Here is a 26,729-nt window from a genome sequence, read left to right as displayed (position 1 = left end):
GGTCCACCATCGCGCGCTGAACAACAGGTCCTGAACATCCCCGACGACCCCGGTCCGGCCACTGAACAGCCGCCGACCAGGCGAGACTGCCTGGACATCCGGTCATCCGAACAAACCGGAACCCGGCAGGCGAGCACGGACGCACGGGCATACGGTGCGGGGAACGATCACCGAGGGAGGGCCGATGGGGCAGGTGCCTGCAGCGGGCGGCTGGGGGCTGCTGGCCGGGTCCGCGCTCATGGTCGGCGCGCTCGTGGGCTTCCTGACCAGGGTCCCGCGCCCGGTCGTGGCTGCGGTGATGGCGTTCGGCAGCGGGGTGCTGCTCTCGGCGGTGTCGTTCGAGCTGATCGCCGAGGCACACGACCAGGGCGGCCTGCTGCCCACGGTCCTCGGCGCGATCGGCGGCGCCGCCGTCTACACGCTCGCCGACCTGGTGCTGGCGGTGCGCGGGGCCCGGCACCGCAAGCGCTCCGGCGACCAGCAGCCGTCCGAGTCCGAGCAGGCCGGGTCCGGCACGGCCATCGCGCTGGGCGCGTTGCTCGACGGCATCCCGGAGTCGATCGTCATCGGCACCAGCCTGCTCGGCGGCGGGTCGGTGAGCGCGGTGACGGTGGTGGCGGTGTTCATCAGCAACGTGCCGGAAGGGCTGTCGAGCGCGTCCGGCATGCGGCAGGCCGGGCGGAGCCGGACGTACGTGTTCGGGCTGTGGACCGGGATAGCGCTGCTCAGCGCCCTGGCCGCGATGCTCGGCAACGCCGTGCTCGGCGGCGCCCCGGCCGCACTGCTCGCGGCGATCACGGCGGTCGCGGGCGGCGCCATCCTGGCCATGATCGCGGACACCATGATCCCGGAGGCGTTCGAGGACACGCACGTGTGGAACGGCCTGATCACGGTGATCGGCTTCCTCACCGCCTTCGCCCTGTCGCACTCCTGAGACCTTGGTAGCGTCGCGCGGGTGACCTGGTACGGCCCTGAGGGCGCTCCCCCGGTACTGCTCCTGCACCCGTGGTGGGGCGTGACCCCGTCGATCATCGAATGGGCGGACATCCTGGTCGGCGCGGGCCGCCGCGTCCTCCTGCCCGACCTGTTCGACGGGCGGACCGCGGACACACCCGCCGACGCCGAGGCGTTGGTGCGGTCCATCGGCTCCGAGGCGATCCACGCGCGGGCGGAGTCGGCGGCCGCGGAGGTGGCCGCCGGGGAGCAGCCCTGGGCGGCCGTCGGGTTCTCGTTGGGGGCTTTCCACGCTTGTTCGTTGGCGGTCGTGCCCGATGACCTGACGTTGTTCTACGGGGGTCAGCCGCCGGTCGGCCGCACGGCTCGGCGAGTCCGGTTGCACGTGGTGGAGGGCGACGAGTACTTCACCGCGGAGGAGTTGGCCGAGACCGAGACCGCGTTCCGCGCGACGGAGGCCGACGTCGACGCGTACCACTACCTGAACGTCGGGCACTGGTTCGCCGAACCCGGCTCCCCCGCCTTCGACGACGCCGCCTTCGCGCTGGCCAGGACCCGGGTCCTGAAGCAGCTCGGCGTCTGACCGGTCCCGGTCAGACGGTGACCGAGGGAGCGGGCGCGGGCGTGGTCAGGCCGATGGCGGCGGGCAGCGTGAAGGTGAAACGGGTGCCGCCGCCCGGGTTGTCGGTTGCGGTGATGACGCCGCCGTGGCGTTCCACGATGCGCTTGCAGATGGCCAGACCCAGGCCGGTGCCGGTGTAGCCCGCGGCGCGGTGGGCGCGGTGGAAGTTGTCGAAAATGGCGTCGTGCTGGCCCGCGGGCACACCGATGCCGCGGTCGGCGATCGTCACCTGGACCATGCCCTCGACCCGGGAAGCCGTGATCGACACCTCCGGGACCGACCCGGGGGCGGTGTACTTGACGGCGTTGCCCACCAGGTTGTCCAACAGCTGCCGCACCAGCACCGGGTCGGCGTGCACCGGCTCCAGGCGGCCGATGGCGAACCGGGGGGCGGGCATGCCCGCGGCGGCCGAGGCGTCCGCGCGGGCACCCGCGATGTCCAGGGCGACGGCGGTGATGCTCAACGGGATCGGCGCCATCGTGGCGTCCCGGGTGGTGGTGTAGGCGAGCAGGTCGTTGATCAGGCCGCGCATCCGGGTGGCCGCGCGCACGACCCGGGTGAGACCGTCCCTGGCCTGGTCGACGGCCGGGTGCGGGGGCACGTCGGCGAGCGTGTCGTGGGTGATGCCGGTCCAGCCCTCGACCGCGGCCAACGGGTTGAGCAGGTCGTGCGCGACCACGCCCGCGAACCCGGTGAGCTCGTCGACCTGACGGCGCTCCGCGGTGACGTCGTGGTAGAGCAGCACGGCGCGGGAGCTGCCGTGCCCGTCGGGCAACGCGTGCACGGTGACGCTGACGATGCGCCCCTCTGGCACGCCCGCGTTGCGCACCAGGACGTCCATTTCGGACACAGACTCGCCCGCGAGCACGCGCCGGTGCGGCATCTCGGCGTCGACGAACGGCGTGCCGTCCGGATGGAACAGTCCATAGTGGACACTATCGGCGACGGTGTCGTCCGGACTGATGTGTCCGCCCATCAGCCGCGCCGACGCCGGGTTGCGCAGCGCGATCCGGCCGTCGCGGTCGATGACGACCAGGCCGTCGCCCATCGAGTCGATGATCGCCCCCATCAGCTCGGCCCGCTCCGAGGCGTGCTCCTTCTCCGTGGCCAGCTCGGCGATCAGCCGCACCCGCTCGTCGCGGCCGAGCGACAGGGCCAGCCCGACGCCCGCGACCACGACGATGAACAGCTGCACCATCAGCGCCTTGACCGAGTGCGACCCGAGCGTGGCAAACGGACCGTCACCTTGAAGGGTGAACACGACGGCGATCGTGCCGACCAGGAGATCGTGCACGGCCACGAACGCGGTCGGCAGGCGCAACGCGGCCCAGACAGTGAGCGCGATGAGCATGAACGCCAGCGGAAGGCCGTGGTTGACGGCGAAGCTGAGCACGTAGGCGCCGACCGAGCACCCGGCCAGGGCCGCGTACTCCAGCACGCGCCACGCGGAGACGCGACGGACCTCGACCCCACGCGCGAGACAGAGGCCGACGGCGCCGACCAGCAGGATCCCGGTGATGTTGCGGGCCAGCCAGACGGCGGTGGCCAGCCAGGAGTAGTGGCCGGTCAGCAGCCAGAGGCCGGTCGGGCCGACGGCGGTGCCCGACAGCGTGGCGAGGAAGGCGGCGGCAAGCAGGGCGGACAGGTCGCGCGGGCCCCGAAAGCCCTCGGTCAAGAGGGTGGGGCGCCAGCGGTCAAGGAGGAGGACGAATCCCCAGGCCTGGGCGAGGTTCGCGGCCACGAAGACGGCGCAGGCGGCCGCGCTCGCACCGGTCGCCATGTTGACGACGAGGGTGATCGCGCTCAGCGCCGTGACGTCCACCCAGCGGGTCGGCAGGTGGCGTTGGGCACGGAACCAGAGCACCGCGACACCCGCGGCGGGCCAGACGAGGCTGAGGTTGGTGCTGTCCATGACGGTCATCCGGCCCGCCACCGTGGCCAGGAGGTAGAGCAGGGCGAAGCCCAGGGTGCGGGCCAGCGCGACGCGCGCGCTCCCGCTTCCCGGCTGCTCGATGGTTACCCTGCGCAACCCCGTCACCTTCCCGTCCGAGGTACTCGCCTGGCCCATCGGCCGGTGTGGTGACGGTCTGAGAAGTTGCCTGCCTGCGGGTGAACGATGTGGTTGGTGGTGCTTGTGTGAGGCTTGTGGTAGGGACCTGACGGCTGCCAGGCGGCACCAATGCCGCAACGTCCTCCCGCCAACGCGACACGCCCCACCCGATCAAGCCCACAACGACACTCGTGTCTCCAGCGCGATGCCGAAGGCGAGCCGACCACCAGCGATGCCGCAGGCGAGAAGTCCCGACACACCACGACCACAGGACCACCGTGCGGGCCGATCGACAACCGGCCCGCACGGCGCCCATCACGCACCCAGCAGGGAACTCCCGCCTGCCAGAGCCACCCGAGCCACCCCGGCCCCCGGAGGCACGGGATCCGGCTCGCAGAACAGATCCCGCTCCGGCAGCTCCCCTGTGACCAAGTACCGGTTCGCGCCGGTCACCGCACAGGACGGCGTGCTCGGGTCATAGGCACCATGGTTGCCCGCGTCCACGGTGATCAGACGAGCCCGGTGCCCCAACGCCCGGCGCATCCCCAGCGCCCCGTCATACGCCGTGACCGGGTCCCGCACGTTCTGGACCATCAGGATGTTGTCCGGTCCACGATCGGTGACCCGGACCGGCCGTTCGACCGGGTCCGGCCAGAACGCGCAGGCGTGGATGTTCGCGCCCACCCCCGCCAGGATCGGATACCTGGCTCGATCCTCCCGCACCGCACGTCGATAGGAGTCGATGCGGCGAGGCGAGGCGACGTCACCGCACAGCACGGCGGTCTGGGAGGCCTGGATGTTGTCCACCGGCACGCCGGGAATCACCGGCGCGACGGCTATCTGCGGCGGCGGGCCGGATCCGTCCACGAAATGCCACAGCGCGGCGAACCGGGGAAAGAGCAGCACGTGGTAGTAGGCGTTGCGGAACGAGCCACGGAAGCGGTTGCCGTCGATCGGCCCCGCCTGGGGATGCACGACCGGGGTGTGGTCCAGGCGGTCGGCGAGCGCCAGGTAGTTCGCCCGCACCTGGTCCGGTGTCGTGCCGAGGGCTGGATCGTGTTCGACGGCCCACTTGGCGAAATCGGTGAAGCGGACCTCGGCGGCCGGGTCCCACAGCCGGAACTCGTCCTGCCAGACCCGGGTGGGGTCGACGTTCGCGTCGATGACGAACCGGTCGGTACGCTCGGGGAACATCGTGGCGTAGACCGCACCGAGGTAACTGCCGTACGAACCACTGAGATACGAGACCTTGGACTCGCCCAACGCGGCACGGATCTGGTCCATGTCCCGAGCCGTGTTCGCGGTCGTCACGTACCGGACCTCATGGCCGCCCTTGGCGAGACAATCCCGGGCGAGATCACGGGCGAACGCCACGTTCGCGTCGATCGAGCCGTCCGGGGCGGGGTAAGGCAGGTAGAGCGTGTCGGGCAGCTGCGCCGGGGTTCGCCCGCAGGTGAGCGGCGTGCTGTGGCCGACGCCGCGCGGATCGAAGCCGACCAGGTCGTAGCGGTCGAGGACGTCCTGCGGGTAGGCCCGCACGTAGGCGCTGGGCAGGTTGAGGCTGGCCACGCCGGGGCCGCCGCCGTTGTGGACCAGGATCCCGCGCCGCAGGCCGGGTTTGGCGGTCTGCATGCGGGACACGGCGATGTCGATCGTCTCGCCGTGCGGCGAGTCGTAGTCCAGCGGGACCTTCAGCGTCGTGCACCGCAGGCGCGGGTCGACGGGGATGCCCAACGGGTCGGGGGGACAGTCGGTCCAGGTCAGTGGTGGTGGCTGGGGCGGTGTCGGGGCGGCCTGAGCCGGGAGTCCGGAAGCCAGGCCCGCCAATACGACCGCGCCGAGGAGAATCGGAAGTGATCGTCGCACAGTCTCGACGGTAGAGCGATCTCCCCGGCGCGGCACCGGTTTTCCGGACGTACTCGGAAGTACCCGGGAAGTTGCGGCCACCAGGACCAGGCCGCTACTCCTGTCACGGCAACGATTATCCGATATCGGACAAAGAAACCCCGCTGGCGGCAAGGGTTATACGCGCGAGCGTGTCGTTTCGCACGGGCGGAGCGGGGTCCGGTTTGCAGAACAGGTCACGTCGAGGAAGCGCGCCCGTGGTCAGGAACCTGTCGGTCTCGGTGACCGCGCAGGACGGCGTGCTCGGGTCGTAGACGCCGTGGTTTCCCGCGTCCACCGTGATCATGCGGGCGCGGTGGCCGAGTGCGCGGCGCATGCCCAGCGCGCCCGCGTAAGGCGTTGCCGGGTCGCGGAGGTTCTGCAGGATCAGGATGTTGTCCGGTCCCCGGTCCGTCACGCGGACGGGCGGTTCGACCGGGTCCGGCCAGAACGCGCAGGCCCGGACGTTCGCGCCCATACCCGCCAGGATCGGGTATTTCGCCCGGTCCTCGCGCACTTCGCGGCGGTACTGGTCGATCCGGCGCGGGGAACCGATATCGCCGCAGGTCACCGCGACCTGGACGGCGACCTCGTTGTCCGCCGGAATACCGGGCAGCACGGGGAAATCGAACCAGTCCGGCGCCGGTCCGGTGCCCTCGACGAAATGCCACCAGGCGGCGATCTCCGGAAAGAACACGACGTTGTAGGAATATCCCCGGTAGGCGGCCCGGAACAGGTTCCCGTTGACCTGTCCCGCCTTCGGATGGGTCACCGGCGCGCGGTCGAGACGGTCGGCCAAGGCCAGGAAGTTTGTCCGCACCTTGTCCGGCGTCGCACCGAGCGCCGGATCCTGCGCGACGGCCCACTTGGCGAAGTCGGTGAACCGGAGCTCGGCACCGGGGTCCCACATCCGCCACTGGTCCTGCCAGATGCCGCCCGGGTCGACGTTCGAGTCGATGACGAACCGGTCGGTGCGCTCGGGGAACATCGTGGCGTAGACCGCACCGAGGTAACTGCCGTAGGAACCGCTGTTGTACGAGACCTTCGACTCGCCCAACGCCACCCGGATCCGGTCCATGTCCCGAGCGGTGTTCGCGGTGGTCACGTACCGGATCTCCCGGCCGCCCTCGGCCAGACAATCCCGAGCGAGGTCACGCGCGAACGTCACGTTGGCGTCGATCGAGCCGTCCGGTGCGGGGAAGGGTAAGTAGACCTCGTTGGGCAGCTGGTCCCAGGTGCGGCCGCAGGTGACCGGCGAGCTGTAGCCGACGCCGCGCGGGTCGAAGCTGACCAGGTCGTACCGGTCGAGGATGTCCTGCGGATACACGTGCACGTAGCTGCTGGGCAGGTTCAGGCTCGCGCCGCCCGGTCCGCCCGCGTTGTGCAGCAGGATCCCGCGCCGCAGTCCGGGTTTCGCCGTCCGCATCCGGGACACGGCGATGTCGATGGTGGCACCGCGCGGTGCGCGATAGTCCAGCGGCGCCTTCAGCGTCGTGCACCGCAGGCGCGGGTCGACGGGGGTGCCGAAGGGGTCGGGTGGACACTCGGTCCAGGTCAACGGTGGGGAGGTGGGCACGGTGGCGGGGGCGGCCTGGGCGGGGAGCCCGGATAACAGGCTCGCCAGCACCATCGCGCCGAGCAGGGGCGGAAGTGATCGTCGCACGTTCGCAACCTAGGCAGCCCCGACCCGCGCCGTCATCCTCCTGAAAGAGGACATTATCGCTGATTCTCGGACAAATAGGGAGCAATACGTTGCGCCTTTCGGGCCAATCCGATCAGCCCGGCGCGGCCAATGTGACCGTGCCACCGGCGGCGACGAACGCGTTCATCTGGGACTGCAGGTCGTAGGCGAAACTGCGGTAGTAGGCGGGATAGGCGGGCAGGGTCGGCGGCGGGTTCTGGATGACCGCGTTCGGCGATCCGGCGAAGTTGAGCCCGATCGCGAAGTCGTCGGCGGCCCGGACGGAGATGGAACCGGAGTCCCCCTTGGCCACCCACAGATGGTTCGCGCCGTCCTTGGCGCGCAACAGGATCACGTTCTGGTAGGCCAGGCCGGGCGGATTGTAGTTGACGTAGACGACGACGCCCTCGGTGAACCTGGTCGTGGCGCCGAACTTGTAGACGGCGTCGCCGGGCACCGCGACGCCCACGCCCTGGATCGTGCGCAGGCCGGGGTGCCACGGATAGTTGGGCACCGCGTTCTCCTGTGCCCGGCTGACCAGCGCGACCGCGCAGTCCAGTGTGGGCGTCTGGTAGCCCTGCACGTAGTCCGCGCACAGGTAGTTCGGCGGGGCGACGATGTTGTCGTCCTTGGGCTGGATGACCTCCGGGTGGGCCACCGAGGCGTTCTGCAGGACGTGCTGGTTGGTCAGCAGGTAGACGCCCGCCGGGACGTTGTTGCCCGGGTCGCCGGTGGTGTCGATGAAACAGCCGATGGAACCCCAGGCGGGCGGGATCTCGCCCGCGGCCACCGACAGGCCGGAGAACATCGGGTCGTAGCGGGCGAACGGGTCGGTGGCGAGCAGTTCCAGTTCCTCCCGTTCCTGTTCCACCACGTCCGTCGGGAACCCCTCCAGGCTCGCCGGGACCCGCTGCCCGGCGGGCACGTCGTGCTTGTGCTCGACGAACACCGTGATCGCCAGGTCGTCCCGGTCCGTGCCGCCGACGTTCTTGCGCCCGATCGCGACGCCCGTGCAGCCCGGCAGCGCCAACAGCTGGTCCCGGCGCCGGGCCAGCACGGCACCCAGCGTCCGGACCTCGTCCTCGCGGTCGACCGACATCGTCGCCTCCCTGCTCCCGTCGGGGCGCCCACCTTCCTCCCGGTCGGCGGCCGTCGACAATGGCCGCCGCCGCGCGACACCCGGTCGTGCCGGTCCGTGACTCGTTCGGCCCAACGGCGGTGGTCCACTGTGGATGTCCGGTCGGGACGGACCACCCGGACGGCGGCTTGGCGACGGGCGGGCCACCGGTGTCGGCGACCCGCCCGCCTGCCCCGGCAACGGGGCTCAGTGCAGCCGGTAGGCGTGGATGATGGTCTGGTCCACCGTGTTCCCGTCACCGTCCCGGGTGCTCGCCCGCAACGAGACGTAACTGGCACCGGCCGGGTGGACACCGGCGGCCAACCAGCGACCGCCGACGCTCACGACCGGCAGCGGCCGCCAGGTGGCGCCGTCGTCATAGGAGATCCACACGTCCGGCTTGGCCACGCCCGCGGCGGTCGTCCCGTTTCGTTGCGCGTAGACCGGCAGGGCGAACACCCGTCCGGCCCGGGCCCGGTTGTGGTCGTCCAGGACCGGCGCGAACCGGACCACCGGCAGCGTCACCGGGACGACCGTGCGGGACGGCGCCGCAACGGAACGGAACGTCCACTCCGCGCTGACCGAGGTGCTCAGGTCGAACGGCGCGCCCCGCGTCGCGACCGCCGTCAGGCGGTAGTCGTCCGCGGCGGCGGGCAGGGTGGCCTGGAGCGGGAGCCCGGTGTCGGATTCCGCGACAAGCGTCTCGTTCCGGAACAGCCTGGTCCGGGTGGACGCGGTCGACGGGAAGCCCACGTGGTGCGCCGACTGGTCGCTGAACAACGGGAGGTACACGGACAGTCCGGTACTGCTCCGGCGCACCCATCCGGACACGCCCGAGGTGGGGAACGCCGGGCCGAACACCGCCGTGTTCCACCGGGCCTGTCCCTCGGCCGTCGCCTGCTGGTGCGACAGTTGGCGACCCGCCGCGTCGGTCTCCTGGAAGTCGAGGCGCCACGGGAAGTCCGGGGTGCGGTAGAGGTCGATCCCACCCGGCAGCGGCACGTCGGACATGTCGAAGAACCGGCCCCGCGCGCCCGCCGCCGACGCGGCGGCCGCGAGCCGGGAGTGGGGCAGGTCCCGGTCGCGGAGCAGGCGGTCGGGCCGGTCCGGGACGCGGCCGTCCTCGTCCCAGCCGACCGTGTACAGGTAGGGGCTGTCCCGGAACCCGCCGGAACGGTCGGGACGGGCGAGCGCCGCGGCCACCTTGAACCGGGCCTTGCCCGGCGCGGAGGTCACCGACGGGACGACCGAGACACCGTCGAAGTCCGGCAGCAGCAGGATCTCACCGACGTTCCCGCGCGAGGTCGTCTCCTCCATGCCCACCAGCGCGGTGTCGACGACCGCCTCCGGCCGCTCCACCCGAAGTCCGGCCGGTTGTCCCCGACTCGCGTCCAGGACCAGCGTCCGGTCGCCGGTGACGACGAACGCGGGCTCGTAGAACGCGGCGATGTGCTCGTAGTTCTCGTCGTACACCCGGGCGTCGACGAAGTAGCCGCCCGGCCGCAGCCGGAGCACCACCGTGTCGGCCTCGCCACCGCCCACCTGGCCGGTGTCGTCGTCCAGGTCGGTGAACCGGAAGTCGTAGCCGGTCGTCGGCGCTCCCGTCCTGTCCCGGAACCGGACGGTCACGTTGTAGTGCTCGCTCTCCTTGGTCAACGCGAGCGCCGTGCGCACCACGCTGTCACCACCGGTCGCCACGATCGCGCCGCGGTAGTCCCCGTCCGGGGCGGCCACCCGCGTGTCGACGGTGACCGTGACCTCGGACCGGCCGCCTGCCGGGATGGTGACCCGGTCCGCCGACAGCGTGACCAGTCCGGTGGCCGCCGCGTCCCCGGGTCCGGTGACCTGCGGCGCGATCGTCAGCGTCACCGGCGCGTCGCCGTCGTTGTGGTAGGTGATGGCGCGCGTGATCGGCTGGTCGTCCTGGTGCGGCCACGACGCGGTCCCCAGGCTCAGGCTGCCCACGCTCGCCGACACCGGCTGCCGGGTCGCGCGGCCGACGTCCACCCGACCCGCGCCCTGCGCGAACACCGAGACGGTCGGGTTCGGCGACGCGCTGTCCATCAGCGTGGCCTTGATCCGCTCCGGGCCCCAGTCCGGGTGCTCGCCCGCGAGCAACGCGGCGGAACCGGCCACGTGCGGCGCGGCCATCGACGTCCCCGACAGCGCCACATGCGTGGCATCCACCGGATCCCCGATCGTTCCGTGCGCCGCGCGGGCCGCGACGATGCCGACCCCGGGCGCGGTGATGTCGGGTTTGATCGCGCCATCACCCGGCCGTGGCCCCTGGGTCGAGAAGTCGGCCAGCGCGTCCTGCCGGTCGACCGCGCCGACGGTCAGCGCGGCATCGGCGGCGGCGGGCGAGCCGACCGGCAACGAGGCGAAATTCCCGGAGGAAACCACGAACAATGTGCCGTACTGCGCCGTCAGCCGGTTGACGGCCTGGGACAACGGATCGTCGCCCGCGGACGGCCGGGCGTTGCCCAGGCTCATGTTGACCACGTCCGCGCCCGCGGCCGCCGCCCACTCCATCCCGGCGATGATCGCGGAGTCCGAGCCCTCGCCCTGGTCGTCGAGCACCTTGCCGACCAGCAGCGTGCTGTCCGGCGCCACACCCCGGTACCGACCGGAACCGGTGATGATCGACGCCACGTGCGTGCCGTGCCCGAACAGGTCGTCGGTCGTCGGCGATTCGGTGAAGTTGCGCGTGTCCGCGACCGCCCCGGCGAGGTCCGGGTGCGTGGCGTCGATGCCCGTGTCGAGCACGGCCACCGTGACGCCCCGGCCGGTGTGGCCCGCCTGCCAGGCCTGCGGACCGCCGATCTGCGGGACGCTCCGATCCAGGTCAGCGTGGTCGCGGGCGTCCAGCCAGATCCTGCCGACCCCGGCCCGGTCCGCCGCGAGCCCCTTGCTCCGAGCCGACACCCAGAACTCCGAGCCGGTCACGGTGAATGCCTCGCCATCGACACTCGGCAGCTGCCGAGCGCCCGGCGTGGCCGCCAGCCGCGCCCCCGGATAGGTGACGATCACCGGCGTGCCCGCGGTGTAGCCGTCGCGCACCAGCGCCGTCACGTCGAACAGCCGCGCGTCCACCCGCCCCGACGCGACGGCGGCGGCCGCGTCGACCGGGACCACGTGCAGGTCACCGTGCTCGTCCACGCGTTGGGTGAACGCCAGCCGCTCGCGCCCGGCCGCCGGGCGGACCCGCGCCGGGCCGTCGCCGACTGTCACGTGGTCGCCGGTCACCAGCGTGATCTCGGTGTCCCGGGCCGGTCGTCCCGGCGCCGCCCGAGCGATCGGCGGGACGACCACCGCACTCGCCGCGAGCGTCACCACGAGGACGGCCAGCGGCGCACCCCGTCTGTACGTCATTCCGCACTCCCCTGGTCCCGAGCGGTGTCGACAACCGCCCCGCCCTACAACGCCGATCACGGCACGGTTGTTGAGCGACACCCCGGTAGTCCATAGTGGACACACCAAGGGCGCGGACCGCCCCGGCTCAGGGCTCGCCCGGCCCGGCGCGGCGGTCGTCGACGGGATGACCGCGGCGTCGCGGAAGTCGTCGTCGATCACGTTCACCCCGGTCAGGCCCCACGCGGTGGGTTCGCGGTAGTCCAGCGACGCGTAGCGGTAGACCGCGTCCGGCCGCTCGACCCGCACCGCGACCGGGCGGGCGTCACCTCGTCACCGCCCAGGCCGGGCAGCGTCTGCTCCGCCGCCCCGTTCGCCACACCCACGCGCGGTCCCACCGCGCGGGTTGCGCCGTGTGCGGAGATCAAAGTCCGAAAGGGAGGTACCACGCGCCGTGTTGCGGGCCGTTCCGGAACGGCCCGCAACACGGTTGGTCGGGGTCAGGTCAACTGACCGGCGGGCATGGGCTGGGTGAAGGAGCGGTCGCAGTAGACCAGCGGCGGGTGCGCGGCCACGTGCAGAGCCTCGACCCGGCCCACCAGGATGCTGTGGTCACCGCCGTCCAACATGTCGTACCGGGTGCACGCCAGCCGCAGCGCGGCATCGGGATGTCCCGGAAGTCCCAGCTCGCACGGGACCATGTCGCCCGCGTGGAACCGGTCGACCCCCGACTTCGCGAATCGGCGGGCCACCTCCGCCTGGTCGCCGTTGAGCACGTTGACCATGAAGTGCGGCGAGCCCGCGAACGCGGCGTGCGTGCTGGCCGTCTTCGCCAGGCAGATCAGCACCAGCGGCGGGTCCAGCGACAGCGAGCTGAACGAGCTGCCGGTGAAGCCCCACCGCCTGCCCGCGCCGTCGACCGTGGTGGCCACCGCCACCGGGCCGGGGACGCGGGACATGGCGCGGGTGAACGCGGTCGCGTCGATCGACATGGACCCTCCTCAGTCCCGGAAGTCGACGATGGTCTTGAGGTCGGTGGTGTGCCGGTAGTTCTCGAACACCCGCACCAGGCCCTCGTAGTCGTCGAACCTGTGCACGCGGGACAGCAGGTTCTTGCCGTCCACGATCCCGGTGCGCAGCATGCGCATGGCCGAGGCGATCACGTTGGCGGTCTTGTGCATGGGGAAGCTGGTGACGTCGAACGGGGCGGCGCAGATGTCGATGCCCTTGGCCAGCATCAGCCAGGTGTCGAACTTCTGCATCTCCTGCGAGGCACCGTAGAGCACGTACTTGCCCTTGGGTCGCAGCTTGCGCATGGCGACCCGGCGCGGGTCCTTCTCCTCGTCGTCCACCTTCACCGTGGGCAGGGCGTCGAAGACGTAGTCGAACGAGCTGTCCTCGACGGTGTCGATCAGCTCCTGCGGCAGGTATGCGTGCTGCGAGAAATGTGCCTCGGCGTGCGCGTTGCGCTGCGGGTTCGCGTCCACCGAGACGATCGAGTGCGGGGCCAGCAGGCGGCGGATCACGCTGCCCGCGATGATGCCGATCGGGCCGGTGCCCATGATCAGCACCCGGTCGCCGACCTTGGGGGCGTTGGTGAGCACCGAGCGCAGCGCGCCGGTGATCGGCTCGATGAACGAGGCCTCCAGGTCGGACATGTCGTCCGGGACCTTGACCGCCGCTGCCCGGTGGTCGTCGAAGAAGTTCCGGTCCGCGGCGAACACGTCCTCCAGCACCTGGCCGGAGAAGATCGGCCGCAGCGAGCGGTACTCGGCGAAGCCGCCGTAGTCGGTCTGGCCCCAGTACACGACCCGGTCGCCGATCTCGATGCCCGCGCCGTCCGCGTCGAACGCCGGGCCGATGTCGACGACCTCGCCGAGGTACTCGTGGCCGAGGATCACCGGGTACTCCGAGGGGAACAGGTGGCCCTCGTAGAAGGAGATGTCGGTCGAGCAGATCGACACGCAGCGGGTCTTGAGCAGCAGGCCGTCGATCGGGGTCTCCGGGACGGGCACCTCGGCCAGCACGGTCTTCTGCGGCGCGATCAGCTGCAGCGCGCGCATCGTCTTCGCCCGGGTGCGCGGGGCGTCCATCATGGTCATGGTCTTCGTCTCTCCGTGAGTTGCGACAGGACTGTCCTAAAAGGATGTTCGGTCATCGGCGCAGGTGCAGGCCGCCGCCGAGCAGGTACTGGCCGACCATCTCGAAGTGCGACGGCGACAAGGTGATGTGCTTGACCGCCGAGTGCACGTCCCGGAAGCAACGCTCCAACCGGGACGTGGCATACAGCGAGGAGGAACCGGCCAGCGTGTAGGCGATGTCGACGGCGGTGCTCGCGTGCTCGGCGACGGTCGCCGCCACCACGCGCACCAGCGCGCTGAGCCGGTCGCCGCCGTCCTCGCCGTGCGCGACGGCCTGGTCGGCGGCGTCGCGCAGGAGCAGCTCGGCGGTGTGCGCCAGCATCTCGGCGCGGGCCAGCTTCTCCTGCGTGGTGTGGCCGGAGGCGAGCTTGCTCAGGCCGAGCGTGGGGGTCTTGGTCAGGGCCAGCTCGGTGAACGTGTCCAGGGCGTCCTGGGCGATGCCCAGCGCGGTGGACGCGGACGTGAACGGACCGAAGTCGTAGTAGCCGATGGGGTACGCGCGGGAGAGCCGGTCGGCCGGGGCGGCGAGCATGTCCGCCCGGTCCACTGTGTACTCCTCGGGCACGAACACGTCCCGCACCCGATAGTGGTTGCTGCCGGTGCCGCGCAGCCCGACGGTGTACCAGGTGTCGAGCATCTCGGCGTCCGCCTTGGGAATGAACAACATCCGCAGCTGCGGGCCTGCCGCGCCGGTCACCGGCTTGCCGTCCAGGGTCACCGGCGCGGCGCAGACCAGCCAGTCGGCGTGCGCGGAGCCGCTGGCGAAGCCCCACTCACCGCTGAGCCGGTAGCCGCCCTGGACGGCCTCGGCGCGACCGCTGGGGTTCACGCCCCCGACGACCAGGCCCGCGTGGTTCTTGAACAGCTCCCGCGCGGTCTGCTCGGGCAGGTAGTCCGACAGCCGCCCGATCGCGCCCTGCACGCCCATCTGCCAGGCGATGGAGGCATCCAGCCTGGCCAGCGCGCGGATCACGGCCGAGCCGGTGCGCAGGCTGACCTGCTCGCCGCCGAACTCGGTGGACACCCACATCCGCGGGATGCCCGCGTCGCGCAGCTCGGCGAACACCTCGGCGGGCGTCGCGCGGTCGTGTTCGGCCTGGTCACGGCCCGCCCGGAGCACCGGCGCGAGTGCCGCGACCCGGCCAAGCCAGTCCTGTTCCTCGGCATCGGGCGTGCGTTGCCACAGCCCGACCCGGCCGGACTCGGACATGCGAGATCACCTCGTCTTCCATACGGGAAAGGGAAAGCGGAATCAGCGAGAAGTCGACACCGCTCGGGTGTCCGACGGGAAGTCCACCTGGGCGATTCGCCACGACTTCCGTGTGACTCCATTGTGCGGCACCGGCGAACCGGCGGACAACGGGAAAGTGCGAAAGTCGCACCCGGAACGCGGGTATTCCGGGCGCAACTTCAGGGCGCGAGACGAAGGGCGGTTGAATCGACCATTTCGGTCGACGTGGCAAGCGACCGGAACGCGTAGGCGGCGGACACCATCGTCATGTGGTGGTGCCAACCAGGAAATGAGCGGCCCTCGAAGTCGAGAACGCCGTAATCGTGTTCCAGCACCCGGGCGACGCGGCGGGCGGCGCTCGCGTGCGGGACCAACGCGCGCAGCTCGCCGACCCGCCGGTGGACCATGGAGGTGAGCCAGTAGCAGGTGGGCGCGCCGCGCCTGGGGCACCAGTCCGTCAACAGCCGTAGAGTTCCGCGCACCCCGGGGACGTGCACGAGTCCGGAGTAGACGACGTGGCCGCCGTCCGCCGCGCCGATGTGCGGCTGGCGGGCGTAGCCGTGGGACAGGAACTCGCGGGCGGTGGTCCGCTCGCGCGCGCGGCGCGGCAGCAGCATCGGCGCCCTGGGAGCGTGCCCGGCGGCCGCCGACGCGACCGGCTGCGTCGGGGCGACCTGGACCAGGAAGTCCTGTCCCAGATCGACCAGTCCGCGCACGACCGGGCCGACGTCCGGGAGCGTGTGCAGGTCGAGCACGAACGGCATGCCCGCCGGGAACTCGCGGGTGGCGGCGAGCGCGGCGAAGTCGAGCACGTGCGCCCATTCCGGCCGCGGCCCGATGCCGTCGGGGATGCGCACACGGCGCTTGCGGTGCTCGTCGGCCAGCCACGACTCGTCCAGCGCGAGCCGCCAGTCCACCGGCAGGCAGCTCTCGGCGGACGCCAGGTAGAGGCCGATGCCCAGCTGGCAGTTGACGGTGCGGCCGGTCTCCGGGTCGAAGCGGCGGTGCACGCCGACGGAGTGGTCGCCCCGCTTCGGGATCACCGACAGCGCGGTGGTCCAGGCCAACGGGCGGGCCGCGGCGACCGCGGCGCGGGCCAGCGCCCGGCGGGCGGGCCGGAAGTCCCACGGACTGGAGTTGATGAACTGGCGCAACGCGTGCGGGGTGACCGACGGCGACCGCACCGCCTCGGCCAGCCGCTGGATCGTCTTCTTCCCCCGCACCCGAAGCAGACCGTCCAGATAGACCCCGGCCCAGCGCCGCTGGTCCACCCTGGGCAGCCCGCCGAACACCTCGTCGACGAACGCGACGAGGCCCCGGTCGGCGGCCGCGGGTAATCGAAAGGATTCATGGCTCGACATGTGTCGACTCTCCCCCTGCACTCCCCGGTGCGACTGGTCCGACGCGCGTCGACGAGTGGTCCGGACCGCGCACGCCTGCCGGAGCACGCGCGGGAACCACTCGTCGATCGGCGTCAAACTACCCTTGTGCGTCGGTTCCCGGCGCACTGTCGAGGCAACTTTGCCAATTCCTGACCTGACCTGCCGGAACGTATTCGGACATACGCTCGGAACGCTCACTGAATACGGAACGCCGAGCGTGACGCACCGTCGGTCACGAGCGGGATCAACCGTTCTAGGCCATTAATCCCAAGCGCACCATCGGGGACCGACAGGGCCCGGAGGCCGCGATCACGAAGAAATCACGGGAATATTCTTGGGCGGCCCCGGGCCGCCATTCGGGCGAGCGCGGCGAACCTGGGAAAGTCGCACCGGATTCGCGATCGACCACCCGCGCCGCCGGTACCGTCGGATTGTCGCCCGGGTCGGCCGCGCGTGTCGCGGGCCCGGGTCGGCTCCCCACGTCCCGGCGGCGCCCGACCGCGTGTGGGCACCGGGATCCCACCCGAGGAGAACGAGGAGAGATCCGCATGACCACCGCCGACTACGTGATCGTCGGGGCGGGTGCGGCGGGCTGCGTGCTCGCCGACCGCCTCAGCGCGGGCGGGGCCGAGGTGCTGCTGCTGGAGGCGGGCCGCCCGGACCCCGAGCGCGAGCCCGACGTCCGGGTGCCCATCCGCTTCCCGCGCACCTTCGGCACCGACCTGGACTGGGGCTACCGCACGGTGCCGCAGCCCGGCCTGGACCACCGGGTGATCGACTACCCGCGCGGCCGGGCGGTCGGCGGCTCGTCGGCCATCCACGCCCAGCTGTGGACCCGCGGCCACCCCGCCGACTACGACGGCTGGGCCGCCGACGGCTGCGCGGGCTGGTCGCACGCCGACCTCGCACCCTATGTCGCGCGCGCCGAACGCGACCGCATCCGGCTGGCCGGGCTGCGCTATCCCAGCCCGGTCACCCCCGACTTCCTGACCGCGTGCGCGCAGCTGGGCTACGACCCGGCAAGCGAGCTGCCCGAGGGCTACTCCGCCGCCGTCGCCACCCACCACGACGGCCTGCGGTTCAGCTCCGCCGACGCCTACCTTGGCGCCGCCCGCGGCCGGGCGAACCTGCGGGTCATGGCGAACACCCTGGTACGCAGGGTGGTCTTCGAGGGCACCCGCGCGGTCGGCGTGGAAATCCGCACGGCACAAGGTATCGAGGAGGTCCGCGCGCGGCGCGAGGTGCTGCTGGCGGCGGGCGCGATCGGCAGCCCGCACCTGTTGCTGCGCTCCGGCGTCGGCCCGGCCGACCAGCTCGCCGAGCACGGCGTGCCGCTGGTGGCCGACGCGCCCGGCGTGGGCGCGAACCTGACCGACCACGTGCTGGTCCCGATGGCGTTCTCCGGCGTCGGGTTCGCCTCGCCCGGCTCCACCGCGACCGACGAGGACGTCCAGCGGTACCTGCGCGACCGCGAGGGCCCGCTGGAGTCGATCCTGTCCGAGGCGACGCTGTTCCTGCGCACCGACCCGGACCTGCCCGCGCCGGACATCGAGATCATCATGCTGCTCGGTGCCCTTGGCGCGCAGGAAAGCCGGGCCGAGCACGCGCTGTCGCTCGGCGTCGTGCTGCTGCGGCCGGAGAGCCGCGGCGCGGTCCGGCTCGCCTCGGCCGACCCGGACGCCGCGCCGTTGATCGACCCCGGGCTGCTCACCGACCCGGCCGACCTGCGCACCCTCACCACCGGGGTGCGGCGGGCGCAGGAGATCCTGACCCGGCCGGTCATGGCCAGGTGGTGGGACAAGCCGCTCACCCCTGGCGCGCTGTCGCCCGAGGCCGCCGACATCGCCGACTACGTCCGGCGGGTGGGCGAGAACATCCACCACCCGGTCGGCACCTGCCGGATGGGCGCGGACCCGGCCTCGGTCGTGGACCTGGCGCTGCGCGTGCGCGGCACCGACGGGCTGCGGGTCGTGGACGCCGCCGCCCTGCCCACCATCGTCCGGGCGCACACCCACGCGCCGGTGACCATGTTCGCCGAACGGGCGAGCGACCTGGTGTCGGCGGACCGCTGAGGCCACGGGCGGGTCAGACCGGGTCGGGGCGCGGCGGCGAGTACTTGGCCAGCACGCGCACCGCCTCGGCGACCGCCTCACGCAACGCGTGCGGCGGATAGTCGGCACCCAGCACCATGCGGCGCAGCTGCGGCACCGCGAACCCCCAGTTGACCAGCCCGAGGGTGAAGAACACCAGCACCCTGGGGTCGACCGGCGGGTTCGCGGCCGCGGCGGCGTCGACTCGCTTCTGGTACTTCTCCGCCCGTTCCGGCTCGCCGGGCACCGCGCGTTCCCCGTACTCCAAGGCTTCCCACATCAGCAGGCGCAGCGTCTCGGGGTTGGCGGCGTGGTAGTCGACCAGCCGTTCGGCGTAGCCCGCGAGGTCGCCGCCCTCGATGGTGACCTCCTCGGCGCAGCGCGTCATCTGCCGTTCCAGCACGGCGCCGAAGAGCCGGTCCTTGTCGCCGAAGTAGTCGTAGATGGCCCGCTTGTTGGCCCTGGCGTCGGCGGCGATCCGGTCGACCCGGGCGCCCGCGATGCCGTGCGCGGCGAACTCCGCGGTGGCCGCCGCCAGGATCCGCTCCCTGGTCGCGTTCGAGTCGTAACCCATTGCACCACCATACCGCGCGCTAAAACGAACTGGTTGGTTTGACCACGACGCGCGAGTCTGACAGGCTTTCGATCCAGATGGTTCGTTTGAAAGGAGCACCCGTGTCCGTGGACACAGCCCGGCCGACACTGAGCCGACGGGCGATCTTCATCCTGGCGCTCGCCTGCGGGGTCACCGTGGCGAACGTCTACTTCCCGCAGGCGATCAGCCCGCTGGTCGCCCGCGACCTGGGGGTCACCCCGGACGACGCGGCACTGGTCGCCACCGCCGCCCAGCTCGGCTACGCGGCGGGCATCTTCCTGCTGGTCCCGCTGGGCGACCGGCTCCGCCACCGACCGCTGATCCTCACCCTGCTCGGCCTCACCGGCCTGGGCCTGGTCGGCGCCGCCCTGGCCGACACGCTGCCGCTGCTGGTCACCGCGAGCGCGCTGATCGGCCTGACCACGGTCGTGCCGCAGATCATCATCCCGATGGCGGCGGGCCTGGTCCCGGACGACCGCCGCGGCGCGGTCACCGGCACGCTGCTGTCCGGCCTGCTCGGCGGCATCCTGCTGGCCCGCACCTTCAGCGGCACCCTGGGCGACTGGCTGGACTGGCGCGCGCCCTACGTGGTCGCGGCGGCGTTGGTGCTGGTCCTGGGCGCGGTGCTGGCGGTGACGATCCCGCTGACCACGCCCCCGTCCCGGCAGCGCTACCCCGCGCTGCTCGGCATGTCGCTGCGGCTGCTGGCCACCGAGCCCCAGCTGCGCCGCTCCTGCCTCTACCAGGCCACCATGTTCGGCGGCTTCACCGCGGCGTGGACGGCGATCGCGCTGCTGCTCACCGGCCCGGACTACTCGTTCGGCTCGTCGGTGGTCGGCCTGGTGGCACTGGTGGGCGCGGGCAGCATGTTCTTCAGCCCGATCGCGGGCAGGCGCACCGACCGCGACGGCTCGGACACCGTCAACCGCGTCTGCTTCCTGGGCGCCATCGCGGGCGCGGCCATCCTGGCCCTGGGCACCGCGGGCGGCGCGCTGGGCGTCATCGGGCTGGTCGTCGGCATCCTGGTGCTGGACATCGCCGTCCAAAGTGGACAGGTGGCCAACCAGGCACGGATCTTCAAGCTGCGCCCGGAGGTGCGCAGCAGGCTGAACACCGCGTACATGACGTGCGCCTTCCTCGGCGGCACGGCCGGATCCTGGCTGGGCGTGCGGGCCTACGTGTGGCTGGGCTGGGGCGGGGTGTGCGGCCTGGTCGCGATCCTCGCGGCGGTGGCGTTCACCGCGCACGTGCTGTGGCAGGCTCGGGCCACGGCCGCACCCCAGCTGGCAACGGTCCCGCAGGCCTAGCCCCATGGCGGGCGGTCGGCATCCTCCCCGCCGACCGCCCGCCCTATCACAGCCGGGTGGCTCATGCCCGCTTTCCCAGTGGGCGGTTGCGGTTGCCCGGCCCGTGCGCGCGGAGGAGCCTGCCCGGCAAGAGGTATCCGTCACCCGGGAGCGACCATGACCGTGGAAGTCCAACACCCGCTCAACAACGTCGACATCGCCGCGGTGGGCGCGCTCGTGACCGCCATCCAGGAAGATCCGGCGAAGGCCCACACGACCTGGGCCGCGCATGTGACGTGGACCGGCGGTTTCGGCTCCGAGGCCAAGGTCCGCGCCTTCGCCCCGGTCCCGTCCGACGAACCGACCGCGCTGGGCGGCGGGGACAGCGCGCCCAACCCGGTCGAACAGCTTCTGAGCGCCCTCGGCAACTGCCTCGCGGTCGGCTACGCCGCCAACGCCACCGTCGCGGGAATCCGGCTGGACCGGCTGACCATCGACCTCAAGGGCGACATCGACCTGCACGTCTTCCTGGGACTGCGGGAAGGCCACGCGGGCTTCGACACCATCACCGCCACCGTGCGGCTGGACTCGCCCGCGCCGCGCGCGGACGTGGAAGCCCTGCACGCCAAGGTGATCGCGTCGTCCCCGGTGGGCCACACCCTCGGCGCGGCCGTGCCGGTGCGCGTCGACCTCGCCTGATCCCGTTGTGACACCAGGGCCGTCGAACCCGCCTCCCGCCGGCACGACGGCCCTTCGTCATACCGGGCCATCTCCGTCCTAAGTGGACTCCACCACTCGCGGCCGGGTCGACGCGGTCACCAGCGCGTCCCGGTTGGCGAAGTGCCGCCACAGGGTGCCCGGCCCGACACCCGCGCGCCGGGCCACGTCGTTGAGCGCGGCCTGCTCGATGCCCACCTCGTCGAACACCTCCCGCGCCACCGCGATCAACCGGGCACGGTTACGGCGCGCGGTGTCCCGGACATCGGACCTCCTGACCCAAGCGGAGCGGCACTCCGGATACTACCGGACCGCCCCTACCGCAATGGCGCGCACCGGCGGACGTGGTGAAGAGCACCCGCGACGCCGCGGCCGCCCGCACTGAGGGTGCGGCCGCGGCCGGGTAGGTTGGGCCGGTGGTCGGGACACGGACATCTGCGCACGTCTGGACCACCGTCCGACCAGCCCGCCGGGTGGCCGCGATCGTCCACAACATCACCGCGGCCACCCGGCTGTTCGACGTCCTGCACCTGCTGGCCGACTCGCGCGTCCAGGTCGAGTTCACCGTCCCCGGCTCGTCGGCGTTCACGGCGGGGACCGAGGAGTTCCTGACGGGGCAGGGAATCCGGGTCCACCCGTGGCAGTCGATTGTGGACAATCCACCGGACCTGGCGATCAGCGCGAGCCTGGGCGGGGACCTCTCCGCCTTGCGGCCGTTGCTCGTCCTGCCCCACGGAATGGGCTACAATAAATATCTCCGGGAAACGGGAAACGGGAAACGGGAAACGGGAAACGGGAAACGGGAAACGGGAAACGGGAAACGGGAAACGGGAAACGGGCATGAGGGCGCCTTCGGCATCTCCAGCGAGTCCCTGCTCAACGCGAACGGCGACCTGATCCCCACCGTCCTGGTCCTCTCCCACGAGGAACAACGCACCCGCCTCGCCCGCTCGTGCCGCCAAGCCGTCCCCATCAGCCTGGTGGCGGGCGACCCCTGCCTCGACCGAATGACCGCCAGCCTCCCCCTACGCCCCATGTACCGCCGGGCCTTCGGCGTCGCCCCCGGCCAACGCCTGTTGGTCGTGAGCTCCACCTGGGGCCCGGGTTCACTCTTCGCCGAATGCCCCGACCTCCCCGATACCCTGGCCGAATTACCTCTGGACGAATACCGCACGGTGGTCGCCCTGCACCCCAACATCCGCGCCTGGCACTCCGACTGGCAGGTAGCCGCCTGGCTGGCCCGCTGCACCCGCGCAGGCCTCACCATCCTCCCCGCCCAGGACGGCTGGCGCGCCGCCCTGATAGCCGCCGACACCATCATCGGCGACCACGGCTCGGTGACCTTCTACGGCGCCGCCTTAGGCCGCCCGGTATTCCTGGCCACCGCCCCGCACAGCACCGTGGACCCGGACTCCCCCATCGCCCAATTACTCCACATTGCCCCGCGCTACACCGGCGACCCAACCGCCCCCTGCCCCGACCTAACCTCTGTGACAGCTCTCGCAACCTCCCACCCCGACAAAGCCGCCCCCCTCCTCCGCACCGAGTTCTATCGACTCCTCAACCTCCCAGAACCCACCTATCCCCCCGAAGTCCAGGTAGTCCCCACTCCCCTGGTCCCCCCAACCACCCCCGCAGCCCAACTAATCCACGTCACCCTGCACAACAACACCGCCGCGATAACCCGCCACGCCTCCACCAACCTCAACTCCGGCGCCTACAACGGAACCCACCTCACCGTGGACACCACCGCCTCCCCTCTCCGCCGCGAACTGGAACTCGCCGAGATCCTCATCGCCCCCGACCCCACCACGGCCCAGGAACTCCTCCACTCCCTCCCCGGCGCCCTCCTCGCAACCACTCCACTCCCGCACGACCGCTGGCTGACTCTCTCCCGCCACAACACCCACTACGTGACCACCGGCCTCCCCACCTCCCACGGCCCACTCGGCGCTTCCCTCCTCCATCACCTCCTCAGCGACCACACCCCGCCCACTGTCCCGCTGACCCTGACAATCCACTGCGGCCCCCGCCGCTTCACCGCAACCATCCAGCCCGCCGACTGAGTTATCCACACCCGCCACCCGCACCCCATACTCTCCGTCTCGCAATCCCACCAGGCTGGAACTCGGGGGTCCCCGAGCGAGTTGTCCACAACCCGCCCAGGCATCCACAGGGCTCCGCTCTCCCTTGACAAGCGCCCGCCAGCGCCGCCGATTCGGCCCTGTGCACAGCTCGGCGCGTAGACCTCAGAGTTCCGGCGGCTGATCAACAGCCGGAACAGGTCCGTGAACAGCGTGATCCACAGGCACCGTGGCGGGGCCTGTCTCAGAACTCGCTGGGTTGTGCTCGGGGGTGGCCGGATCCTCGGACGAGGTCGGCGAGTTTGGTGTGGAGTTCGCGGGCACGCGGCTGGTGGCCATAGGTCTCGGCGATGATCAAGGCGCGGCGGTAGCAGTCGGCGGCGGTGGGGTCGTGGGTGGTGGTGGCGAGGTCGCCGAGGGCGGTCCAGGCGTGGGCCTCGTCGTAGGGGCGGGCGAGGGTGTGCAGGAGGTCGAGGGCCTGGGCCAGGTGGGTGGCGGCGTCGGAGTGGGCGGCGGTGGCGGTTTCGGCGATGCCGCGCAGGAGGTCGCACTTGGCGACGTTGTGGGCGTCGGTGGGGCCCGCCGTCTCGAAGTACGCATGGGCGGCCGTGAGCAGGGCGATCGCCTCGGTGGGGGTGACGGCTTTGGACAGGTGCATACGGGCCAGGGCGATGCGTCGCGGGTCGCCGACGGTCTCGGCCAGGGACAGGTTGCGGCGGAGGAGGTCCGCGGCTTCCGCGCGGCGGTCCAGGGCGAGGGCGGCCAGGCCCAACGACTCGGTGGCGGTGGCGATGATCTCGGGGACCGCGTCCGCGTCGAGCGCTGTTCGGAACAATGCGTAGGCCGCGGCCGGATCGCCTCGGTGCAATGCGGCGAAACCCTCCTGGGTGCGCAGTACCGCCGCCACATCCGTCCGCCCGCGACGTTCGGCGGCGGCCGCGCCGAGGGAACCGGCGAGGGCGAGGTCGTCGAGGTACTTGCCGCGTTCGTGCAGGGGCCACAGCATCAGGGCAAGTTCCCATGCCCGGTCCTGGTACTCCGACTCGGCCGCTCGGCGCACTGTGCCGAGCAGGTTGACTCGCTCGGCCGTCGACCAGGCCACCGGATCGACCGGGGCCAGGGCGTCGAAGGCGGCCAGGTGCGGGGCGAGCTGGTCGCGCCACGGGCGGGACGGCAGCATCGCGTGACCCGCCGCGACGCCGACGTGGTGGTAATGCGTGTCCACGGCCGCGGCCAGCTCCGCGGCCACCCCGTCCTGGTCCGCTTTCGTCCACGCATGGAGATGAACCAGCTCGTGCAGGGACAACCGGTCCTCGACGTTCTCCTGTGCCAGCCCGGCCCGCAGCAGCTCGTCGGCGGCGTCGCGGACATCCCAGGTGTCCAGGCCGAGGACCGCCGCGACCGTGTCGAGATGCACGTCGCCGGGACCCGGATGGGCGCCGAGCAGCCGGTAAACCTGGCGCGAGGTCTCGCCGAGCCGCTCGCAGGCGCTGTCGAAGACGGCGGCCACGGAATGGTTGGTGGTCCGCGACAACACCGCCAGCCTGCGCCGACGGTCCTCCAGCTCGGCGACCAGACGCGCGATCGAGCGCTTCGGGTACTCGGCCAGCGTCGTGCCCGCCACGCACAACGCGATCGGCAGCCCCGCGCACAGCTCGACCAAGGCGTCGACCGCCTGCGGTTCCGCGCGGATCCGTTCGAATCGCGCGATCCGGCCCAGCAGTTCCCGCGCCGCCGCGGGTTCCAGCGGTGACAGGTCGACCTCGCGGAGCTGTTCCTCCACGCCCAGCCCGGAGATCCGACCGGGCGCGGTCACCAGCACCACCGACCCCGCGCCCGCGGGCATCAGCATCCGCACCTGCGGCGCGGCCAGCACGTCCTCGACGACGACGGCGACGCGCCTGCCGTGCGACCACGACCGGAACGCCGCCGCGCGACCGGCGGGCGTGTCGCTGATGGCGCCCGACTCGAAGCCCACCGCCAGCAGGAACTCGCGCAGCACGGTGCTCTCCACGCCGTCGACGCGCGTGCCCGCGGACAGGTCGGCGTGGAACTGGCCGTCGGGGAACTCGTCGGCGTGCGCGCCCAGCCAGGCCCGCACGACCTCGGTCTTGCCCACGCCCGGCAACCCGACGAACGCGATCACCACCGGCCGTGCCCGGTCCGCCCCGTCCCAGTGCGCATCCGCCTCGGCGAGCGCGCGCACCTGGTTGGTGAAATGGGGGCTGCGCTCGACGACCATGCGCGGCGCCGGGATGTCGCGGCCGCCGTGCAGGTGGAGATCGCCACCGACACGTCCGACCTGCAACGCCACCTGCGCGTGACCGCTCAGCACATTCCGCACCAGGTCGCCGTCGTCGGCCATCCAGCCCTCCCCAACCGGCACCGCCCGTGACGATCACCGTACTGCACGCGATCACCCGGGTCGTCCACAGGCCGCACGCGCTGGTCGTCATTCCCGTCGGCGCCAACGGTAGAATGGGATTCGGTGGATTCTCCGGGAGTTGTGCAGAATTCGTGAAATAATCCATCGGTCACGGCGTAAATCAGCCGGTTCCGCAATGTGGGAGCAGGAATAGTCGCCCGGCCTGGTCGTTGCCCTGGGTGGGTGCGGGACGCGTGCCCGGGAGTGGAGGAGGCGACGATGGCGACCGACGAGTTCGCGGCGAGCTGGCGGGAATGGAAGGCGGCCCGCGAGCGGGACCTGGGCGACCCGTACGGGTGGCTGGCGCTGGTGTCGCTGGAGTGGCTGGGTGCGGAGCCGCGGTCGTACGCGGGGGTGCCGGGCCGGTGGTGGCAGGACGCCGACGCCGCCTACGTCGACCCGGCTGGCGCCGACCTGGTGCACGAGGGCACGCGACTGACCGACGTACACCGCTTCGACCTGGTCAACAGCGGCGCGGGCACCCGGGTGCGAGCGGGCGAGGTGGAGATCGAGGTGGCCCGCCGCACGGGTTACCTGATCCGTGTGCACGACCCACGAGCCGCCGCCGTCCAGGCCTTCCGGGGTGTGCCGTCCTACGAACCGGACCCGGCTTGGGTCCTGCGCGGCATTTTCGAGGCGTTCCCCGAGCCGCGCCCGACCACGGTGGGCGCGGTCGTCGCCGGACTGACGCATGTGTACACCGCGCCGGGGGTCGTTCGGTTCACCCATGCGGGGACCGAGCACGTACTGACCGCGTTCAACGGCAAACAATCCGGCTTCAGCATCCTGTTCACCGACACCACAAGCGGCGTCACGACGTACGGTGCCAACCGCGCGCTGGCTGTCTCCGAGGCGGACGAGGACGGGACGGTGACGCTGGACTTCAACCGCGCCACCAACCTGCCGTGCGCGTTCACGGTGTACGCGACGTGCCCGTTGCCGCCGGAGGGCAACCATCTGCCGTTCGCGGTGGAGGCCGGTGAGCGGATCCCGTATGAGCAGGAAGCCCTGACCCACTGAAGCCGTTGCGCCCGGCAGGCACGATGATCATCCAGTGCCGCGCCGGGCCAGTACCACAAGCGTCATCGGCTTCCACAGTCAGAGCCGCCAGTCGGAAGC

19 protein-coding genes are annotated in these 26,729 nt (G+C 71.5%); 7 read left to right on the top strand and 12 right to left on the bottom strand.

Translation table 11 applies throughout. The features are described from left to right. Positions 1-184: 184 nt before the first annotated feature. A complete protein-coding gene (locus C503_RS0105895; protein ID WP_018681266.1) occupies positions 185-934 on the top strand; it encodes a ZIP family metal transporter in 750 nt (249 codons plus the stop codon). 21 nt (positions 935-955) lie between these two features. Beyond that, on the top strand, positions 956-1,537 hold the full coding sequence (locus C503_RS0105890) for a dienelactone hydrolase family protein (RefSeq protein WP_026316004.1): 582 nt from the start codon (positions 956-958) through the stop codon (positions 1,535-1,537). A 10-nt stretch (positions 1,538-1,547) separates the two neighbouring features. Here the strand turns inward: C503_RS0105890 and C503_RS0105885 are convergent, their stop codons facing one another. The 9 genes from C503_RS0105885 to C503_RS38140 form a co-directional block, all read right to left on the bottom strand. Beyond that, the gene (locus C503_RS0105885; RefSeq protein WP_425393504.1) at positions 1,548-3,614 is read right to left on the bottom strand and encodes an ATP-binding protein; all 2,067 of its coding nucleotides are present in this window, start codon (positions 3,612-3,614) and stop codon (positions 1,548-1,550) included. 327 nt (positions 3,615-3,941) lie between these two features. Continuing rightward, complete coding sequence (locus tag C503_RS38150; protein WP_033400253.1) at positions 3,942-5,492, bottom strand: alpha/beta hydrolase; 1,551 nt, start codon at positions 5,490-5,492, stop codon at positions 3,942-3,944. Positions 5,493-5,607: 115 nt separating this feature from the next. Then, positions 5,608-7,173 (bottom strand): alpha/beta hydrolase, encoded by a 1,566-nt coding sequence (locus C503_RS38145; protein ID WP_245572411.1) that lies wholly within the window; start codon positions 7,171-7,173, stop codon positions 5,608-5,610. A 112-nt stretch (positions 7,174-7,285) separates the two neighbouring features. Next, positions 7,286-8,290, bottom strand: coding sequence for a chymotrypsin family serine protease (locus C503_RS0105870; RefSeq protein ID WP_018681261.1), 1,005 nt, complete (start codon positions 8,288-8,290; stop codon positions 7,286-7,288). A 225-nt stretch (positions 8,291-8,515) separates the two neighbouring features. Next, positions 8,516-11,680: a S8 family peptidase gene (locus C503_RS48430; protein WP_033400289.1), complete on the bottom strand. Its 3,165-nt coding sequence runs from the start codon at positions 11,678-11,680 to the stop codon at positions 8,516-8,518. 479 nt (positions 11,681-12,159) lie between these two features. Further along, positions 12,160-12,651: a flavin reductase family protein gene (locus tag C503_RS0105860; RefSeq protein ID WP_018681259.1), complete on the bottom strand. Its 492-nt coding sequence runs from the start codon at positions 12,649-12,651 to the stop codon at positions 12,160-12,162. A gap of 9 nt (positions 12,652-12,660) precedes the next feature. Then, positions 12,661-13,761 carry a zinc-dependent alcohol dehydrogenase gene (locus tag C503_RS0105855; RefSeq protein WP_018681258.1) on the bottom strand — a complete coding sequence of 367 codons (1,101 nt, stop codon included), beginning with the start codon at positions 13,759-13,761 and terminating at the stop codon, positions 12,661-12,663. 52 nt (positions 13,762-13,813) lie between these two features. Beyond that, positions 13,814-15,010, bottom strand: coding sequence for an acyl-CoA dehydrogenase family protein (locus tag C503_RS0105850; protein ID WP_018681257.1), 1,197 nt, complete (start codon positions 15,008-15,010; stop codon positions 13,814-13,816). 200 nt (positions 15,011-15,210) lie between these two features. Beyond that, positions 15,211-16,392 (bottom strand): IS701 family transposase, encoded by a 1,182-nt coding sequence (locus tag C503_RS38140; RefSeq protein ID WP_018681256.1) that lies wholly within the window; start codon positions 16,390-16,392, stop codon positions 15,211-15,213. A gap of 569 nt (positions 16,393-16,961) precedes the next feature. Here C503_RS38140 and C503_RS0105840 point away from each other — a divergent pair. Then, on the top strand, positions 16,962-18,485 hold the full coding sequence (locus C503_RS0105840; RefSeq protein WP_018681255.1) for a GMC family oxidoreductase: 1,524 nt from the start codon (positions 16,962-16,964) through the stop codon (positions 18,483-18,485). Between the two features lie 13 nt (positions 18,486-18,498). Here the strand turns inward: C503_RS0105840 and C503_RS0105835 are convergent, their stop codons facing one another. Beyond that, the gene (locus C503_RS0105835; RefSeq protein ID WP_018681254.1) at positions 18,499-19,077 is read right to left on the bottom strand and encodes a TetR/AcrR family transcriptional regulator; all 579 of its coding nucleotides are present in this window, start codon (positions 19,075-19,077) and stop codon (positions 18,499-18,501) included. Positions 19,078-19,178: 101 nt separating this feature from the next. Here C503_RS0105835 and C503_RS0105830 point away from each other — a divergent pair, with 101 nt between their 5' ends. Next, on the top strand, positions 19,179-20,405 hold the full coding sequence (locus C503_RS0105830) for an MFS transporter (RefSeq protein ID WP_018681253.1): 1,227 nt from the start codon (positions 19,179-19,181) through the stop codon (positions 20,403-20,405). A gap of 156 nt (positions 20,406-20,561) precedes the next feature. Then, complete coding sequence (locus tag C503_RS0105825) at positions 20,562-21,083, top strand: OsmC family protein (protein WP_018681252.1); 522 nt, start codon at positions 20,562-20,564, stop codon at positions 21,081-21,083. A 78-nt stretch (positions 21,084-21,161) separates the two neighbouring features. On the opposite strand, the gene C503_RS44330 is transcribed toward C503_RS0105825, so the two are convergent. Further along, entirely contained in the window at positions 21,162-21,323 is a 162-nt protein-coding gene (locus tag C503_RS44330; RefSeq protein ID WP_245572417.1) for a helix-turn-helix domain-containing protein, read from the bottom strand. Positions 21,324-21,517: 194 nt separating this feature from the next. Here C503_RS44330 and C503_RS45710 point away from each other — a divergent pair, with 194 nt between their 5' ends. Continuing rightward, positions 21,518-23,167, top strand: a complete 1,650-nt coding sequence (locus C503_RS45710; protein WP_156892998.1) for a hypothetical protein — start codon at positions 21,518-21,520, stop codon at positions 23,165-23,167. A 262-nt stretch (positions 23,168-23,429) separates the two neighbouring features. On the opposite strand, the gene C503_RS0105810 is transcribed toward C503_RS45710, so the two are convergent. Further along, a complete protein-coding gene (locus C503_RS0105810) occupies positions 23,430-25,550 on the bottom strand; it encodes an ATP-binding protein (RefSeq protein WP_018681249.1) in 2,121 nt (706 codons plus the stop codon). Positions 25,551-25,829: 279 nt separating this feature from the next. Here C503_RS0105810 and C503_RS0105805 point away from each other — a divergent pair, with 279 nt between their 5' ends. After that, the gene (locus C503_RS0105805; protein ID WP_018681248.1) at positions 25,830-26,630 is read left to right on the top strand and encodes a DUF1684 domain-containing protein; all 801 of its coding nucleotides are present in this window, start codon (positions 25,830-25,832) and stop codon (positions 26,628-26,630) included. Positions 26,631-26,729: the final 99 nt, after the last annotated feature.

Origin of the sequence: Actinokineospora enzanensis DSM 44649 (assembly GCF_000374445.1) — a bacterium.
In the GTDB taxonomy this organism is placed as follows: domain Bacteria; phylum Actinomycetota; class Actinomycetes; order Mycobacteriales; family Pseudonocardiaceae; genus Actinokineospora; species Actinokineospora enzanensis.
Note: the sequence above shows the minus strand (reverse complement) of the source record. Positions and strands in the feature narration are given on the sequence as shown.

Coding starts and splice junctions, on each gene's coding strand:
- C503_RS0105855 (WP_018681258.1), bottom strand. CDS start 13,761: ATGACCATGATGGACGCCCCGCGCACCCGGGCGAAGACGATGCGCGCG.
- C503_RS0105835 (WP_018681254.1), bottom strand. CDS start 19,077: ATGGGTTACGACTCGAACGCGACCAGGGAGCGGATCCTGGCGGCGGCC.
- C503_RS0105850 (WP_018681257.1), bottom strand. CDS start 15,010: ATGTCCGAGTCCGGCCGGGTCGGGCTGTGGCAACGCACGCCCGATGCC.
- C503_RS38140 (WP_018681256.1), bottom strand. CDS start 16,392: ATGTCGAGCCATGAATCCTTTCGATTACCCGCGGCCGCCGACCGGGGC.
- C503_RS0105860 (WP_018681259.1), bottom strand. CDS start 12,651: ATGTCGATCGACGCGACCGCGTTCACCCGCGCCATGTCCCGCGTCCCC.
- C503_RS0105870 (WP_018681261.1), bottom strand. CDS start 8,290: ATGTCGGTCGACCGCGAGGACGAGGTCCGGACGCTGGGTGCCGTGCTG.
- C503_RS0105840 (WP_018681255.1), top strand. CDS start 16,962: ATGACCACCGCCGACTACGTGATCGTCGGGGCGGGTGCGGCGGGCTGC.
- C503_RS0105805 (WP_018681248.1), top strand. CDS start 25,830: ATGGCGACCGACGAGTTCGCGGCGAGCTGGCGGGAATGGAAGGCGGCC.
- C503_RS0105810 (WP_018681249.1), bottom strand. CDS start 25,550: ATGGCCGACGACGGCGACCTGGTGCGGAATGTGCTGAGCGGTCACGCG.
- C503_RS0105825 (WP_018681252.1), top strand. CDS start 20,562: ATGACCGTGGAAGTCCAACACCCGCTCAACAACGTCGACATCGCCGCG.
- C503_RS48430 (WP_033400289.1), bottom strand. CDS start 11,680: ATGACGTACAGACGGGGTGCGCCGCTGGCCGTCCTCGTGGTGACGCTC.
- C503_RS0105895 (WP_018681266.1), top strand. CDS start 185: ATGGGGCAGGTGCCTGCAGCGGGCGGCTGGGGGCTGCTGGCCGGGTCC.